The organism is Plantactinospora sonchi (genome assembly GCF_036422035.1).
Lineage (GTDB): Bacteria > Actinomycetota > Actinomycetes > Mycobacteriales > Micromonosporaceae > Plantactinospora > Plantactinospora sonchi.
The window spans coordinates 52,271-68,204 of the sequence record NZ_JAZGQK010000033.1 but is presented as its reverse complement, the minus strand read 5'-3'; the positions used below and the strand labels follow the sequence as shown (position 1 = coordinate 68,204).

At 72.9% G+C, this 15,934-nt stretch carries 12 protein-coding genes and 1 pseudogene; 9 read left to right on the top strand and 4 right to left on the bottom strand.

The features are described from left to right. Positions 1 to 66 precede the first annotated feature (66 nt). Positions 67 to 1,335, bottom strand: coding sequence for a hypothetical protein (locus V1633_RS31210; protein ID WP_331217893.1), 1,269 nt, complete (start codon positions 1,333 to 1,335; stop codon positions 67 to 69). A 423-nt stretch (positions 1,336 to 1,758) separates the two neighbouring features. Between V1633_RS31210 and V1633_RS31205 the strand changes: the two genes are divergently transcribed. Next, positions 1,759 to 3,573 carry a hypothetical protein gene (locus V1633_RS31205; RefSeq protein WP_407952138.1) on the top strand — a complete coding sequence of 605 codons (1,815 nt, stop codon included), beginning with the start codon at positions 1,759 to 1,761 and terminating at the stop codon, positions 3,571 to 3,573. Then, entirely contained in the window at positions 3,570 to 5,642 is a 2,073-nt protein-coding gene (locus tag V1633_RS31200) for a hypothetical protein (protein ID WP_331217891.1), read from the top strand. The genes V1633_RS31205 and V1633_RS31200 overlap by 4 nt, the downstream gene beginning before the upstream one ends. A 70-nt stretch (positions 5,643 to 5,712) precedes the next feature. Here the strand turns inward: V1633_RS31200 and V1633_RS31195 are convergent, their stop codons facing one another. Then, positions 5,713 to 7,518, bottom strand: a complete 1,806-nt coding sequence (locus V1633_RS31195) for a hypothetical protein (protein ID WP_407952135.1) — start codon at positions 7,516 to 7,518, stop codon at positions 5,713 to 5,715. 91 nt (positions 7,519 to 7,609) lie between these two features. On the opposite strand from V1633_RS31195, the gene V1633_RS31190 reads away from it, so the two are divergent. From V1633_RS31190 to V1633_RS31175, 4 genes and pseudogenes are all read left to right on the top strand, one after another. Next, positions 7,610 to 8,986: an outer membrane protein assembly factor BamB family protein gene (locus V1633_RS31190; protein WP_331217890.1), complete on the top strand. Its 1,377-nt coding sequence runs from the start codon at positions 7,610 to 7,612 to the stop codon at positions 8,984 to 8,986. Between the two features lie 66 nt (positions 8,987 to 9,052). After that, positions 9,053 to 9,739 (top strand): response regulator transcription factor, encoded by a 687-nt coding sequence (locus V1633_RS31185; RefSeq protein WP_331217967.1) that lies wholly within the window; start codon positions 9,053 to 9,055, stop codon positions 9,737 to 9,739. Between the two features lie 8 nt (positions 9,740 to 9,747). Then, positions 9,748 to 10,893, top strand: a pseudogene (locus V1633_RS31180) (sensor histidine kinase); the annotation flags it as partial. 219 nt (positions 10,894 to 11,112) lie between these two features. Further along, entirely contained in the window at positions 11,113 to 12,033 is a 921-nt protein-coding gene (locus V1633_RS31175; protein WP_331217889.1) for a phosphotransferase, read from the top strand. 76 nt (positions 12,034 to 12,109) lie between these two features. Here the strand turns inward: V1633_RS31175 and V1633_RS31170 are convergent, their stop codons facing one another. Next, positions 12,110 to 13,000 (bottom strand): DUF2637 domain-containing protein, encoded by an 891-nt coding sequence (locus V1633_RS31170; protein WP_331217888.1) that lies wholly within the window; start codon positions 12,998 to 13,000, stop codon positions 12,110 to 12,112. A gap of 259 nt (positions 13,001 to 13,259) precedes the next feature. Between V1633_RS31170 and V1633_RS31165 the strand changes: the two genes are divergently transcribed. The 3 genes from V1633_RS31165 (at position 13,260) to V1633_RS31155 (ending at position 15,082) form a co-directional block, all read left to right on the top strand. Beyond that, a complete protein-coding gene (locus V1633_RS31165) occupies positions 13,260 to 13,655 on the top strand; it encodes a VOC family protein (protein WP_331217887.1) in 396 nt (131 codons plus the stop codon). 197 nt (positions 13,656 to 13,852) lie between these two features. Beyond that, positions 13,853 to 14,440, top strand: a complete 588-nt coding sequence (locus tag V1633_RS31160; protein WP_331217886.1) for a GNAT family N-acetyltransferase — start codon at positions 13,853 to 13,855, stop codon at positions 14,438 to 14,440. A 72-nt stretch (positions 14,441 to 14,512) separates the two neighbouring features. Further along, the gene (locus V1633_RS31155) at positions 14,513 to 15,082 is read left to right on the top strand and encodes a hypothetical protein (RefSeq protein ID WP_331217885.1); all 570 of its coding nucleotides are present in this window, start codon (positions 14,513 to 14,515) and stop codon (positions 15,080 to 15,082) included. Here V1633_RS31155 and V1633_RS31150 read toward each other — a convergent pair. Beyond that, on the bottom strand, positions 15,036 to 15,902 hold the full coding sequence (locus V1633_RS31150) for an NAD(P)-dependent oxidoreductase (protein ID WP_331217884.1): 867 nt from the start codon (positions 15,900 to 15,902) through the stop codon (positions 15,036 to 15,038). The genes V1633_RS31155 and V1633_RS31150 overlap by 47 nt on opposite strands. Positions 15,903 to 15,934: the final 32 nt, after the last annotated feature.

Sequence of the window (15,934 nt, the reverse complement as noted above, 5' to 3'; positions counted from 1 at the left end):
ACCCCGGACGGCCGACAGCGGTGGCCGACCCCGGTGGGGGACAGGCGGCGCAGGGGACGGGGACGGTCAGTTGGGGCTGACCGAGCGTTGGGTGGTCTTGTCCGGGGCGATCAGCGTGAACGTCGCCCGGGTGGCCGGCTTGTCCAGCACCGCCAGGCCGGGCCGGTCGACCCGGCGTACCGTGTCGGGTGGCGGCACGAGACTGCTGTCCGTGGTGTTCTTCCAGGTCAGCACCACGACGGGGCGGGCCAGCGGCACGACGTACAGCTGGAGTGGCTCGACCCGGTCGGCGGCCGACACCGCCGGCGGACCGCCGGCGGGGCGGATGACGGCGGCCGTCATCATCCCCTCGTCGGTGCGCCAGGTGAGTTCGTCGAGCCGGGCCGGAGTGCCGGCACCGTCCAGGTCGACCTCGCCGAGCGTCCGGGTCGCGACCCGGTCGATCGGCCAGGACGCCGGCACCGACTCCGGACTCGCCTTGTCGTGTACGCGGTGCGCGATGCTGCCGAACGGTCCGGTCCGGGCGCCGAGTCCACAGGTGTCGAGGCCGGCCAGGGCCCGGCTGCCCGACCCGGTGTCGTCGCCGATCAGTGGGTAACGCGGGCCCGGCGTGCCGGTGCCGAGGTCGAGGAGACGCTCGGCGGCCTTGCCGTTCGGCAGCGACTCGCTGGGACGCAGCCGGGCGGTGACCGTGACCGCGGCGCAGGACGGTACCGGCACCGGGCCGGTCAGTCCGTCGGTGACGGGCAGCGGGTCCCGGTTCGGCCCGAGCAGCCGGTCCACCCGTGCCGACACGAGGTAGCGCCGTCCGGAGGGCAGTTGCAGCGGCAGGACGTCGGAGTAGACCAGGTAACCCGGCTCGGTGTACTCGACCGCCCGGTCCACGGTGAAGCGGTCGCCGTCGGCGGTCAACTGCAGCAGCCACGACGCCGACTCGCCCGGTACGTCGGCGGCGACGACCGCGAGCCGGGCCCCGTCGAGCTCGCCGAGCCAGAGGATGCCCGAGGTCGGCAGATGCACCCGGTCGTTCACCGGCGAGCGCCACTCGTCGACCGCTTTCGCGACGGCGGCGGTCGCTTGTGGATCGGTGGCGAGGCCGCCCCGGGCGGGCCACACCGGCAGGGTGCCGTCCAGCGTGTCGTAGCCGACCCGCAGCGCCACCGCGGGCTCGGTCGGAATCGTGCCGCATCCGCCCGCGAGGAGAGCCGCCGCCAGCGCCACACCGGTCAGCCCGAGCCGGGCCCGACCGGGCCCGGCGGACCGGCGCCGGTTCAGCCCGGACCGCGTGGCCCCCGGCCGCGTCATCCCGAGCCGGGTGATTCCGAGCCGCGTCATCCCGAGACGAGGGACTGAGCCCACCTCTGTGCCCCCGATCCGCCTCAGCTGACTACAGATGCCACATCCTACGAGATCTCGGACGCCCGCCGGGCGTCACCCGGGAAAGGTGGACCGATCGGGTCGGCCCGCCACGCCGAGCCACCGCCACGCCCGCTCGCCCAGCGGTAACCGGCAGCCCAGGCGCCCGGGACCCCGGACATACTCCTGTAGACTCCGCCGACTGTGACGCTTGCCGCACCACGTCTCGAAACCACGCCGGATCCCGAGGCCACGGAGGCCGGGGGGCGGACGGTGACCGGAACCGGCGCGGGCGCGGCAGGTGCCGGCGCCGCCGCGTCGACCGGGTCGGGCCGCGACGCCGACGACGGTGCGACGGCCGGCTCCGGGACCGGGCCGACGGCCGACGCCCCGACCGATCCGGTGCCGGCCCGCTCCGGCGAGGAGCCGGGCACGCCGGACCGGAACACCGGCAGCGGTACGGACCGACCGCCCCGCTGGCCCACCTGGCGGCGCGACCTGGCGGTGTACGGCGCCTTCCTGGTCGCCGCGCTCTGGGTGACCAGTCAGATCTGGCTCGACCCGGCCGGCCGGGTGGCCGCGCTCTACAGCAGCGACCCGGCCCAGGTGCAGTACTTCCTCGCGCACTCGGTCCGGGTCGTGTTGCACGGCGAATACCCGTTCTTCACCGACCGGCTGAACTATCCTGACGGCGTCAACCTGATGGCCAACACGGCGATCCTGGGGCTGGGCATCCCCATGATCCCGGTGACCCTGCTGTTCGGGCCGGCCGTCTCGTTCGTGGTGCTGGTGACGCTCGGCCTCGCCGGCACCGCCTCCGCCTGGTACTACGTCATCTCCCGCCACCTGGTCCGGGCGCCGATCGCGGCGATCGTCGGCGGCTGGTTCTGCGGCTTCTCCCCGGCGATGCTCTCGCACGCCAACTGGCACCCCAACATCATCTCCCAGTTCCTGCTGCCGTTCATCGTCTGGCGGGTCATGGTGCTGACCCGCTCCACCCGCGTGGTCCGGGACGGGGTGATCCTGGCGCTGCTGGTGACGTACCAGGCGTTCATCAACGAGGAGATTCTGCTCTTCACCGCGTTGGCCTGCGGCGTCTTCCTGATCGGTGTGGTCGTGCAGCAGCCGGGCCGGTGGCGGGCGGCGTGGCGGCCGCTCCTCGGTGGACTGGCGGTCTGCGCCGTACTCGCCGGGGCGCTGCTGGCGTACCCGCTCTACGTGCAGTTCGCCGGGAAACAGGCGTACCACGGGCTCAGCGACGCGGTCCGGGACTACGGCAACGACATCGCCGCCTTCTTCGCGCCCGGTTCCACCACCCTCGGCGGCGACCAGCGGGCCAACCTGGATCTCGCCCCGAACTACTCCGAGGAGAACGCGTTCTTCGGCTGGAGCCTGGCGCTGCTGACCGTGGCGGTGGTGGTCTGGCTCCGCCGGGAGGTGCTCATCCGGGCGCTCGCCGCCACCGGTCTGATCTTCGCGATCCTCTCCCTCGGCGAGCGGATCTCCTGGTGGAACCGGGGCGCCTACTGGGGGCCGTGGGACGTGCTGGTCAAGGCACCGCTGCTCGACGCCGTCGTCCCGACCCGGTTCGGCCTGATCACCTCGGTCGTGATCGGACTGCTGCTCGCCCTGGCCACCGACCGGGCCTGGGCGATGCAGCGCGCCGACCGCCGTACCGTCCGGACCGTGGTGGTGACCGCGCTGGTCATCGCGCTGCTGCCGATCCTGCCGCTGCCGTTGCGGGAGGTCAGCCGGCCACCCGTGCCGGACTTCATCACCTCCGGGCAGTGGCGGCCGTACGTCGGCACCGACCAGACGCTGGTGCCGGTGCCGATCCCGGCGATGGGACACACCAACGGCATGCGCTGGGCGGCCTACACCAACCTGGACTTCAAGATTCCGGGCGGGTACTTCCTGGCGCCGCGCAACGGCAACACCGGTGACGCGGGCCGGTTCGGTGGCCGGCCCAGCGGACTGAGCGCCATGCTCGACCGGGTGTCGACCACCGGCCGGCCGGCGACCCTGACCGACCGGCAGCGCCGCCGGAGCCTGGACGAACTGCGCCAGTGGCGGGCCGCGATCCTGGTGCTGCCGGCCCGGCAGACCAACGTCGAGGCGCTGCGCCGTACGGTCGACCAGCTCGCCGGTCCGGCGCAGCGGGTCGACGACGTGTGGGTGTGGGACGTACGGCCCCTGACCAGCCGTACCGTCGGGTGAGCGGGCCGCGCCGACCCGACGGGACCGCGTCGGGGACCGTGGTCCCGACCGACGTCCCGGAGACCGGCGGGACGTCCGGGCCGCCCGACGGCATCCGTGACCGCGCCGACCGGCCCCGCGCGGACCGGCTCCAGGCTCCGGGTGACCGGTTGCGCCGCCTCCGGCTGGTCGACCGGACCCGGTGGCGGCGTGCGCCGCTGCTGGACGCGGCGGTCGCCCTGCTCTACCTCGCCGTCGCGGGCTACGTCACCGCCGAGCTGTGGCTGCACCGGGACCGGATGACGTACGCCGACAACGACATGATGCTCTTCGAGTGGATGCTCGCCCGGGCCGCACACGCGGTCACCGAGCTGGAAAATCCGCTCTACAGCACCGCCCTGAACGCGCCGGACGGGGTCAACCTGATGGCGAACACCTCGGTGCTGGGGATCGGGGTGCCGCTGACCCCGGTGACGGTGCTGTTCGGCTCGCAGACGACGTACCTGCTCGCCGTCGTGCTCTCGCTGGCCGGCACCGCCACCGCCTGGTACCTGTTCCTCTCCCGACGGCTGCGCACCGGCCGGGTCGGCGCCCTCGTCGGCGGCCTCTTCTGCGGATTCGCCCCCGGGATGATCTCGCAGGCCACCGGGCACCTGCACATGATCGCCCAGTTCCTGGTGCCGGCGATCCTCGCGGTGGTCTTCACCCCCCGCACCGACCGGGTGGTCCGGCACGGCGTCCTGCTCGGCCTGCTGGTGACGTACCAGGTCTTCCTCGGGGAGGAGGTGCTGGTCTTCCTCGTCCTCGCCTGTGGACTGTTCACCCTCGGCCACCTGGTGGCGGCCCCCCGGGACGTACGCCGGGTGGCGCCGGCCTTCCTCGGACGGCTCGGTGTGGGCGCGCTGACCGGGACGGTCCTGCTGGCGTACCCGCTCTGGTTCCAGTTCTTCGGACCCGGGCACTACCGGGGGCTGCCCTTCGACCCCGCCGGGTACGCCCTGGACCTGGAATCGTTCACCGCCTCCGCCCGACAGTCGATCACCGGCTTCGACTCGGTCCCCGGTCTGCTCTCGCCGAACCCGACCGAGGAGAACTCCTTCTTCGGGCTTCCCCTGATCGTGCTCTGCGTGGTGATCGTGATCTGGCAGTGGCGTCGACCCCTGGTCAGGGCGCTGGCGCTCTGCGCGGTGGTCTTCGCCACCCTGGCACTGGGCCGGGACGTCCGGCTCGGCGGGCAGCTGATCGACGTACCGGGACCGTACCGGCTGGTCGCCGAACTGCCCCTGATCGACCTGGCGGTGCCGGCCCGGTTCCCGCTGATCTGTGTACCGGTCATCGGCATCCTGCTGGCGATCTCCCTCGGCGAGGTCCACCTGCGGCCGGCCCGATCGGGCACTGCGGCCCGACCGGATTCGGTGGCCGGTGCCGAGGCGCCGGTCGGTTCGGGTTCCGCGGCCGGTTCGGAGGCTTCGGTCGGGTCGGATCCGGTGGCCGGTGCCGAGGCGCCGGTCGGGTCGGGTCCTGCGGCCGGCGGGGTGCCGCCCGCGCGGGAGCGGACACCGGTCCGGTTGCTCTGGACCGGTGCGGTGGTCGCCGCCCTGCTGCCGCTGGTGCCGGCGCCGCTGCGGACCAAGCCGGTCTGGCCGGTGCCGGAGTTCGTCGCGAGCGGCCAGTGGCGGGCGTACGTCCCGCCGGGGCGCACCCTGGTGCCGGTGCCGCCGACCACCGGCGGTGAGGCGACGGCCGGGATGTACTGGTCGGCCCGGACCGGGCTGGCGTTCACCGCCCCCGGCGGATACTTCATCGGCCCCACCGGCCCGGACGATCCGCAGGGCCGCTGGGGTTCGCCGGACCGGCCCACCGCCGTACTGCTGGACCGGGTGGCTTTCACCGGCGAGGTGCCGGTGATCGGCGACCCGGAACGACGTCAGGCGGTCGAGGACCTGCGGCACTGGCGGGCGGCGATCGTGGTGCAGGGTGGCCTGCACCGGGGCGCGCCGGTGAAGGAGACCCTGGACAAGCTCCTCGGTCCGGGCCGGGAGATCTCCGGGGCCTGGGTCTGGGACGTCCGGCCGCTGGTCGACGGCTGACACCGCTCCGGGTGTTAGGAAGGGCCCCTTCCTATACAGAAAACGTTAGGAAGGGGCCCTTCCTAACACCTCAGCCGACCAGGGGGCGGACGTCCCAGAGCCAGACGTCGTCGACCCGCTGCCCGGGGCCGAGCAGCCCGGCGAGCAGGACGTGCAGCGCGGGGGCGGACGGGTGGTCGCCGAGCACCACCACCGAGGCCCGCCAGAACTTCAGGTCCTCGACCGCCTGACGCCGGTTCTCCTCGGTGATCGCCGGTGCCGCGCCCCGGTCCATGGTGCCGTAGATCAGCATGCTGGTCGGTCGGGTCGGGGCGCCGAAGACCCCGAAGCCCTCCGCGTCCGGGCCGATGAAGTAGCCGGCCGGGATCGGGAACTCCTGCTCGGTCAGCGCGCTCCAGCGCAGCGTGGAGAGCCCGTGCACGTTGCTCGGCACCGGCACCGGCACGAGGGTGCGCCCCGCCGGGACGTACGGCCGCCAGGCGCCGGAGGTGATGAAGTGCGGTGGCGGGTCGACGTGCTGGGCCGGCAGCGGGCGGGGGAAGATCGGCAGCAGGGCGAGCGCCACCGCCGCGTACGCCAGGACCTTCACCCGGGCCGGGCGTATCTCGACCTTGGCGATCTCGTCCCAGGCGAGCGCGACGAGGACGCCGATCGCGCCGACGGTGACCAGACTCAGCCGGGTCGGCATCATCATCTCGACCAGCGGCAGGTTCTCCGGCAGCAGCTTCCAGGGACCCTCGAACTCGGTCAGCTCCCCGTTGTACCGGACCTGCCGGCCGACCGAGGCGACGGCGAAGCCGGCGGCGACCAGGCTGGCGATCCGGGCCGTCACCGAGGTCCGCCAGAGCAGGACGGCGACCAGCACGGCCAGCCCGACCAGCGGCCAGCCGAGCCAGGTGTTCTGCTCGGTCAACCCGATGGTCTTCTCCACCTCGGGGATGCCGCCGAGGCTGTCCCGGGGGAAGGTGACGAACGCCTTCAGGTCCTCGCCCCAGTTGTGGAAGACGCCGCCCTGCAGCCCCCGGTAGGACTGCGGCCCGTTGAACTGGTACCAGATCGGGTAGCCGGCGAGCAGCAGGGCCAGGCCGCCGCCGACGCCGAGCGCGCGCAGGAAGGTCCAGAGCCGGGCCCGGGTCTCCGACCAGCGGAAGACCGCGAGCAACACCATGATCACCGCACAGGCCAGCGCGGTGAGCAGCAGCATCTCCTCGTTGATGAAGATCTGGTACGCCACCAGCAGGCCGAGCACGATCCCGTTGCGCAGCCAGCGGCCCGGCTCGCCGAGGCGCAGCACCCGGACCACGATCAGCGGGAGCAGGAAGTTGGAGACGAAGTTCGGCTGCCCGTTGGCGTGGTGGATGATGCCGGGCGCGAAACCGAGGAAGGCACCGCCGGCGAACGCCGCCGCCCGGGAGGTGACCAGGTGGCGGGAGAGCATCCAGTACGAGGTCGCGGCGGTGGCGGCCAGCGCCCCGCCGAGGTAGATCGCGTACGTCACCTGCGGGCCGAGCAGCAGGGTGAGCGGTGCCAGCGGGATGCTGATGCCGAGCACCGACGTGTTGGCCATCATGTTGACCCCGTCCGGCGCGTTCTGCCGGGCGGAGAAGAGCGGGTTCTCCAGGTGCCGTACCGAGTAGGCGCCGTGCGAGAGCAGCCACTCGAACCAGCTGTGGTCGGTGGGCAGGTGCGACGAGACCCGGTGGTTGATGTCGGCCCAGTAGTTGGCGCAGACGAAGACACCGAGGAGGACGTACGCTCCGATGACCAGTACGTCGGCCCGCGCGGGAAACCGGAACCTGCGCCAGAGGCGGGATCGACCGGCATCGGTCGAGCCGGCCTCGGCATCCGTTGAGTTCTTCACCACCGGAGCTGCCACGAGGCGCCATCGTACAGGTGGCGGGGTGCCCGATTTGCCGCCACCCGCCGTGGTTGTGTCCGTGCGGGGCGAGCCCCGGGAGGGAGACGGAGTGCCCACGATCGAGCTGGGTGAACTCGGTCCCGGGTCGACGGGCGGGCCGGTCCGGGCGGTCGGGGGCGGGTCGGGCCGCGACATCGGTCGATCCGCCCAGGGACGGCGGGACAGCCTCCGGTACGGGCTCGTCGCGGTGCTGGCCGGTGCGCTCACCCTGGTCACCGCCGGGAATCCGCTGCCCCGACCACTGCCGGAGCTGAGTGTGCCGGCCCGGCTGGGCGCCGCCGTGTACGCGGTCGGCGAGTGGCTCTTCGTCTCCGACCCGCTCGGGCCCGGCGCCGCCGGGCAGGACCTCGTCGCGTACCGGATCCCGACCGACGCCCGGGACGCCCCGGCCGAGCTGGTGCCCCGCTGGCGGACCGTGCTGCCACCGGGCGAGCTCCACACGCCGACGGTGCTGGGCGCCACACTCGTGCTCTCGACGCGGTCGTACCGGGTGGCCGACGATCCGGGCCGGGTGCTGGCGCTGGACCTCGACACCGGGGTCGTCCGGTGGACGCGGGAGGCGTACCTGGAGGTGGTCAACCCGGCCGGCCAACTGCTGTTCGCCGGCCCACCGGAATCGTCGGTCGACCCGCCGGGCGCCACCCTGCACGCGGTGGACCCGCACTCCGGAGCGGTCCGCTGGTCGCTGCCGGGCCCGGCCGGCGTCCGCCGCCACTACCCCTGGCTCGGTGGTGCGGCGCCGCCGAGCGTGGTGGTGGTCGAACCGTCCGGCCGGGTGGAGACCCGCGACACCGGCACCGCCGCCCTGATCCGGACGATCGAGCTGCCGCCGCCCGGCGACGGCCGCGATCCCCGCTGGCACGGCGGGATCGTCGGCGAGCTGTTCCTGGTCCGCGCCGCGGAGACGATCACCGCGTACGGGGTGCCGGCGCTGGACCGCCGCTGGTCGGCGACCGTCGACGACAGCCGCGAGTTCGGCCCGATCCCCTGCGGGGAGGACCTGTGCAGTTACGGACGCCACGGCGGGGTACGGGTCTGGGACACCGCCACCGGTCGGACCCGGTGGACGTCCGACCGGTGGGACGGCCTGCACCGGGCCGGGGAGGAACTGCTCGGCGTCTCCCGGTCGGAACCCGACCGGGCCGGGACGTTGAGTGTGCTCGACGCCGCCACCGGCCGCCCGGTCGCCGACCTGGGCGCCTGGCAGATCCTCGACGAGGCGCGGGCGGCGCCCCGGTTCATCGGGGTACGGATCGACGCCGACCGGCGTACCTGGGTGGCGGAGATCGACGCGAGGTCCCGGCAGGTACGGCTGCTCACCGTACTGCACGGGATCTCCGACGACTGCGGGTTGGCCGAGGGGTGGCTGTACTGCCGGCGGGTCGACGCCTCCGTCGGACTGTGGCCACTGCCGACTCGGCCGTGAGGCTGCCCGGCGGGCTTGTCCACCGCCGATAGGTTGTCGGTGAACAGGCGGTCCGGGGAGGTCGTGGTGCGGGTACTGGTGGTGGAGGACGAGCGCAACCTGGCGGATGCGATCGTCCGTGGACTGCGCCGCAAGGGGATGGCGGTGGACGTCGCCTACGACGGGTCGGCGGGGCACGAGATGGCGTTCGTCACCCGGTACGACGTGGTGGTGCTGGACCGGGACCTGCCGGGGATCCACGGCGACCAGATCTGCGCCGACCTGGTCACCTCGGGGGCGCTGACCCGGGTGCTGATGCTGACCGCGAGCGGCACGGTGGCGGACCGGGTGGAGGGCTTGCAGCTCGGCGCCGACGACTACCTGCCGAAACCCTTCGCCTTCGACGAACTGGTCGCCCGGGTGCAGGCGCTCGGCCGCCGGGCCACCCCGGCGGCTCCGCCGGTGCTCAGCGTCGCCGACCTGGTGGTCGACCCGGCCCGGCGGGTCGCCACCCGCCGGGGCGCGGTGGTGGACCTGACCCGTAAGGAGTTCGGGGTGTTGGAGGAGCTGCTCAAGGCCCGGGGCGCGGTGGTCTCCAGCGAGGAGCTCCTGGAGCGGGTCTGGGACGCGAACACCGACCCGTTCACCACGACGGTCCGGGTCACCGTGATGACGTTGCGGAAGAAACTCGGCGATCCGCCGCTGATCGAGACGGTGGTCGGCGCCGGCTACCGGGTGCCCGACCCGTATCTACCCGGCCAGGTGAACTCGTGACCGTCTATCTGACCCGTCGCCGCCCCCGGGTCCGCCCGACGTTGCGGCTGCGGCTGACCCTGCTCAACGGCGTACTGCTGATCGGCGCCGGGGCGATCCTGCTGGTGCTCGCCTGGCTGCTGGTCGGCGACGCGCTGCGCCCGACCGACCAGCTAAAACCGGGCACCACCGTGGAGTTGACCGACGGGCGGCTGCTGGACGCCCGCCTGTGGCAGGAGCAACTGCTCCAGGCGCAGTCGCAGGAGCTGCTGGCCAAGGGGCTGGTGGCGTTGCTGGCGATCAGCATCGTCGGCGTCGCCGGGGCGTACGCGGTGGCGGGTCGGGCGCTGCGTCCGCTGCACCAGGTCACCTCGACCGCGCGTCGACTCGGCGAAGCCACCCTTGACCAGCGGATCCGTTATTCCGGCGCCGACGACGAGGTGGCCGAGCTGGCGGCCACCTTCGACGCGATGCTGGACCGGATCGGTGACGCCTTCGAGGCGCAGAAACGGTTCGTCGCGAACGCCTCGCACGAGTTGCGTACCCCGCTGGCGGTGATGCGGACCGAGATCGACGTGACGATGGCCGACGACGAGGCGGACGTGGCGGAGTACCGCCGGATGGCGACCGTGGTCCGGGACGCCTCCGAACGGGCCAACAACCTGGTCGACGCGCTGCTCGTACTGGCCCGCAGCGAGGCCCAGTCCGGCCGCCGGCTGGCCCGCAAGGCGCCGACCGATCTCGCGGCCGGAGCCAGTGCGGCCCTGTCGGCGGTACGGGCCGAGACGACCCGCCTGCGACTCGCGATCGACACGGCGTTGGCGCCGGCCCCGGTCGTCGGCGATCCGGGGCTGCTGGAACGGCTGGCCGGCAACCTCGTCGAGAACGCGGTCCGCTACAACCATCTCAACGGCCGGATCTGGGTGCGGACCGGTTCGAACGCCGAGCAGGCGTGGCTGGTGGTCGGGAACACCGGTTTCGAGGTGGAGCAGGCGGACGTGCCGGGGCTCTTCGAGGCGTTCCGGCGCGGCGGCCGGGAGCGGACCGGCGCCCGGGGATCCGGTCTGGGACTGTCGATCGTCCGGGCCGTCTGCGACGCGCACGGCGGCACGGTCAGCGCCATCGCCCAGGACGGGGGCGGACTGGAGGTGACGGTGACGTTGCCGGCGGCCGAGGCCACCCCGGTGGTCGCCGCCTCGGCGGCGGTCACCGCCGTGCCGGCGGCGACGACCGTACCGGTGACCCCGACCGTACCGGCGGCCCCGGCCGCAGGTGCGCCCACCGCGACGCCCCAGGCATAGACGCCCGGCCTGCGGAAAGGTCTCGGTTCGCTCGCCCGGGTAGCCCCGGACCTGGCCTCCGGTGCGTCCGGTGCCTGTGGCACAGTCCTGAGCGTGCCGTTGGACGAGCTGCCGAACTGGTTACCGGCCTGGTGTCTTGACCATCTGGGTGGCGAACCCGTCGGCGTGCTGTTCCAGTCGCAACAGGTCTCGCTGGTGTTCGGTCTGCGGCTGGCCGACGGCAGGGACGTCGTGGTCAAGGCCCGCGCCGACGACGGCCGGGCCTCGTCGTGTGTCGCGGCGCAGGCCCGGCTGGCCGAGCGCGGTTTTTCGTGTGCCCGGCCGCTCACGCCGGTGGTCGGCGTCGGTGCACTGGCCGTGCACGCCGAGGAATTCCGGCCCGGAGGCGAGGTGTTGCACGGGAATTCGCCGGACATAGCCGTGCGCTGCGCGGAGGTGTTCGCCGGGCTGATGGGCGAACTTGCCGGCGTGAGCGTCGCCCCGCCGCTGCCGAATCCGCCTTGGGTGCGCTGGGACCACCTCGATTCCAGGGTGTGGCCGGCGATCGACTTTCTCGACAGCCGGGACCCGTCTGTCGTGCCCGAGCACCTTGTTGAGACAGCTGAGCGGGCCCGGGGGCGGCTGCTGGCGGCCGGCTTGCCGTGCGTGCTCGGCCACGCCGACTTCGAGGCGCAGAACCTGCGGTGGCAGGGCGGGCAGGTGTGGGCGGTGCACGACTGGGACAGCCTGGCGTGGCAACCGGAGGCGGCGCTGGTGGGAGCGGCGAGCGGGGCGTTCGCCAGTGCCGGGCCGCCGACACTGGCGCCGATCGAAAGCTCCGAGGCGTTCCTGGTGGCTTATCAAGACATTCGAGGGCGCTTGTTCACGGCCGTCGAGCTGGAGGTCGCGTGGGCGGCCAGCTTGTGGATGGCGGCGTACAACGCCCGGGAGATGGCACTGTGCGGCGGCGCCCCGGCGGGCGGCGATGCGCTGCGGGCGCAGGCAGCCGAACGCCTCCGCCGGGCCAATGCGTGACCGTTTGAAGTGGGCCGGCAGATCTCGGTCGCGGTGCTGCTCGCGCAGCCGGGGCGGCCCCGTCCTGCGTATCCCCTCAGGCGACCGGCTCCAGTTCGCGGACCTCACGACGGATCGCCCGGAGCCGGGCGGTGGTGATGCCCAACTCCTGGGCCACGTCGGCGTCGCTCGCCTCGGGCCGGTTCGCCTGGATCTCGGCGGCCAGGGCCGCCGTCTCGGTGATCGGCCGACGGGGTCGGGCAGCCGGTTTCGCCGACCGGCCGCTGGCCGAGGGCCGCTTCTGGGTCGCCCCGGTCGCGGCCCTCGGCGGCGCGGCGACCGGTCGTGCGGACCTCTCGGAGCTGACCACGACGGTCGTGTCCCCGGTGCCGGCGCCGATGGCCACGGCGGGTGGTGCCGGCGTGCCGGTCGCGGTTGACGCCGCGACGGGCGTCGCCCGGGTGGTCCTCCGGGCCACCTCCGACCCGGTCACCTCGGGCGCCCGTGCGGCCTGGCTGACCAGGTCGGCCTGCTCGGGCGACTGGGCCTGCTCGGCTTGGGCGGCCTGCTCGGTCGACTGGGCCTGCTCGGCCTGCGCGGCGGAGATCCGGCCACCCAACTCGACCAGGCAGATGCTGGCCACCACGATCAGGCCGTCGACGGAGAGCGGCAGGAGGTACGGCGAGGCGCCGGTCTCGCCGTACCGGGCGGCCACGCCGACCATGTGCCAGTACGACACCCAGGCGGCGATCCCGGCGATGGTGGCGGTGGCCACCCAACGGGCGACCGCCAGCGCTCGGCGGTGCACCGGCACCCGGGAGATCAGTTCCACGGTGAGCAGCAGGGCCAGCGGCGGCCACGCGGCGATCGGCTGGCTGATCGGGTTGTCCCGGGCGTGCAGGACGTTGGCGACCACCGAGGCGGCCACCCCGAGGGTCAGGGTGGCGCGGACGGCCCAGCGGACCCGGCGAAGCTGTGGGAGGGGCACTCGTCGCTCCTTGCCTGTCGTACGTCCTCTCGATCCCGGCCCACCGCCGGTCATCCCCACGGCCGGCTCTGGGGGAGCTTACGGCCCCGGCTGATCGGCCGGTAGGACGATGTTCACCGGCGGAGCGTCCGGTTCCACCGCCATCCACGGTGCGTCCCGGCGCCGATCACGGACAGCGTCGAAGCGACCGGAGACGCGGAGGGCGACGGCGGGTGAGCCGGTCCGGATGTGGGCTCGATCGATGTGCAAGGTTGGGCCCATGGTTTCGAGAGTGCGATGGATCGATGTCGACTGTGCCGACCCGTTCACGGTGGCGAGCTTCTGGGCCGAGGCCACCGGACTGCGTCACCATCCGGACAACCGGCCGGGGGAGGCGGAGTGCGTCTTGCTCTCGGGTGCGGACATCATCGAGGGCGGCATGCTCTTCCAGCGCGTCCCCGAGCCCAAGGTGACGAAGAACAGGGTGCACCTGGATCTGCAGCCGACCGACCGTACCCGTGACGAGGAGATCGAGCGGTTGCTGGGTCTGGGCGCGTCGCTGGTCGCCGATGAGCGGAACCCGGACGGCACGGGTTGGGCGGTGCTCGCCGACCCGGAGGGCAACGAATTCTGCGTGGAACGCAGTGCGGAGGAACGTGCCGCCACCGGCGGCTGACCGTAGGTGCGTACGCGGCATCGCCGACATCCTGGGTACGGCCCGTGCGACCGGCTCGACCCCGGCCGCCGCCCGCCACCTCGCCGAGCGGCGCATCCGGGACGGTCGACGCCCGGCCGCCGAGGGCCGGTGACCCCCGTGGACCGTGGCGCGGCGTCCGCGGAGGGCGGCCGTACCGCCATGAAAGGATCAAGACCATGGCGGGTCATCGGTTTGACAACGAAGAACTGCTGACCGCTCGGTTGTCCCTGCGACGTCCCACCCCGGCCGACATCGACGCGATCTACCGCATCCACCACGACCCGAAGGCGTGCGCGCACAACCCCGGTGACATGCTCGTCAGCCGTGGGGACGCCGCGGAGCGCTTCCACCGATGGCATCAGCACTGGCAGGACCACGGCTTCGGCTACTGGGTGGTCCACCCGCGCGCGGCCGGCGACGAGGAGTCGGTGCTCGGCTTCTGCGGGCTCAAGCTGATGCGTCTGGCCGGTCGGGACGTACTCAACCTCTTCTACCGCCTGGACCCGGCCGCCTGGGGCGACGGGGTGGCGACCGAGGCGGCGACCGCCGTCGTCGATTGGGCCACCGCAGAGATGGGTGGCCGGCCGATCATCGCCCGGGTCCGGCCGGCCAATGTCGCCTCCGCGACGGTCGCCGTCCGTTGCGGACTGCGACGCGCCCCGTACCTCGACGCCCAGGGGGAGGACGGCCTCGACTGGATTTTCACCAGGAACTGGTCGGTGGCCCCGGGGCCGTCGCCCGGCTCGCCCGGCAGCGCGGACTGACCGCAGCAACCCACGTCATCGCGCGTTGCGTAGGGTGCGGTGGATCGGACAGGTGTCGTCGGCCGTACTGCCGTGGCGATGGTGTTGGGGCTGGCAGGAATCGGGCTCGGCGGCTGTGGCAGGTTGGGCGACGTCGTCTCGGACATCGGTTCCGCCCGCGACTGCCACCCGGATTCGGAGACGGTCGCCGCGCTGCGTCAGGAGCCGGTGTTCACCCAGGCGCCGCCCGGCGCCGACCTGGCGGCTGCCGCCGAGACCGTCAGCTGTGGTTGGGAGGGTCCGGAGACCCCGAGTCTCGGGATGATCGACCGTGCGGTCACCGGTGCCGGTGCCGCCGACGAGGTGTCACGCTTCTACGCCGACCTCGCCCGCTCCAGCGGCTGGCGGGCGTACGACCCGGGCAGTCACGTCTTCGACGCCTCGAAATCGGACGGGACCGGCTGTACGTGGCGACTCCAGGTACTCGGCACCGCCGAGGAGACCTACCAGGTGCAGATCACCTACACGCCTCGGGATCTCCGGCCCACCTGTCTCCGAGGCGCCGTGAACCTCCCGGCGCACCGCGATCCCGGCCCGGGAAACCGGTCGCCGGGCCCTACCCGATCGTCGCGGTCAGTCCCTCGGCGCCGCGGCCGTCCGTGACGAGCGCTTCGATGCGCGCCGCCACGGCTGACAGCCCTCCGTCGCCGAGACGTCCGCCGGCCCGCAGCTCGATGAGGTGGCGGACCACCGTGAGGTGTTCGGTGAGATCGGCGGGGCCGGGAGGGTAGCTGGCGTCGTGCATCTCGGCGGCGGTGCGGGAAACCGCCGCGACCACGTGACCGAGCTGGGCGCCCGCCGGGTGGGCGAAGTCGGCGACGTCGATGCCGGCTCCCCGTACGGTGTCGAGGGCTCGCAGCAGGCCGAGTTGGGCGTCGTACCAGAGTCCGAAGAGGGCGAGATCCCAGATGGCGGCCGCCTCCGGCGCCTCCCCGACAAATCGTGGCGTGCTCAACAGCCGGAGGGTCGCCCGGTGCCGTTCGTAGGCGGGCCGGGAGCCGCTGTAGACGATCGTCGCGGCGTCGGTGCCGATCATCTCGGGGGAGGCCTGAATCCCCGCGTCGAGATATTCCGCGCCCAGGCTCGTGACACGTCGGGCCGTCAGTCGCGCGTCGTCGGCGGTGCCCGTGCACAGCACGATGATCGTCCGCCCGGCCAGGTCGATGTCGAGGTGGGCCAGGCACTGCCCGACCGCCGCGTAGTCCTTGAGGGTGAGCAGCACGAGCGGGCTGGACAGGGCCGCGTCGCGGACGGACCCCGCCTGCCGGGCCCCCGCGGCGACCAGTGCGGCGGAACGACCGGCGGTGCGGTTCCACACCACGACCTCGTGCCCGTCGGCGAGTAGCCGACGGGCCACCGCGCCGCCGATGGCTCCCGTGCCGATGACCGTGACCCGCGCTGCCGATCTCGTGACCTCCACCATGCCTGCATGATGAAACATCAACCATGCTTGAG

Excerpts from the sequence above, each read along its gene's own strand:
- V1633_RS31210 (WP_331217893.1), bottom strand. The coding sequence starts at position 1,335 with ATGACGCGGCTCGGAATCACCCGGCTCGGGATGACGCGGCCGGGGGCC.
- V1633_RS31165 (WP_331217887.1), top strand. The coding sequence starts at position 13,260 with ATGGTTTCGAGAGTGCGATGGATCGATGTCGACTGTGCCGACCCGTTC.
- V1633_RS31160 (WP_331217886.1), top strand. The coding sequence starts at position 13,853 with ATGGCGGGTCATCGGTTTGACAACGAAGAACTGCTGACCGCTCGGTTG.
- V1633_RS31150 (WP_331217884.1), bottom strand. The coding sequence starts at position 15,902 with ATGGTGGAGGTCACGAGATCGGCAGCGCGGGTCACGGTCATCGGCACG.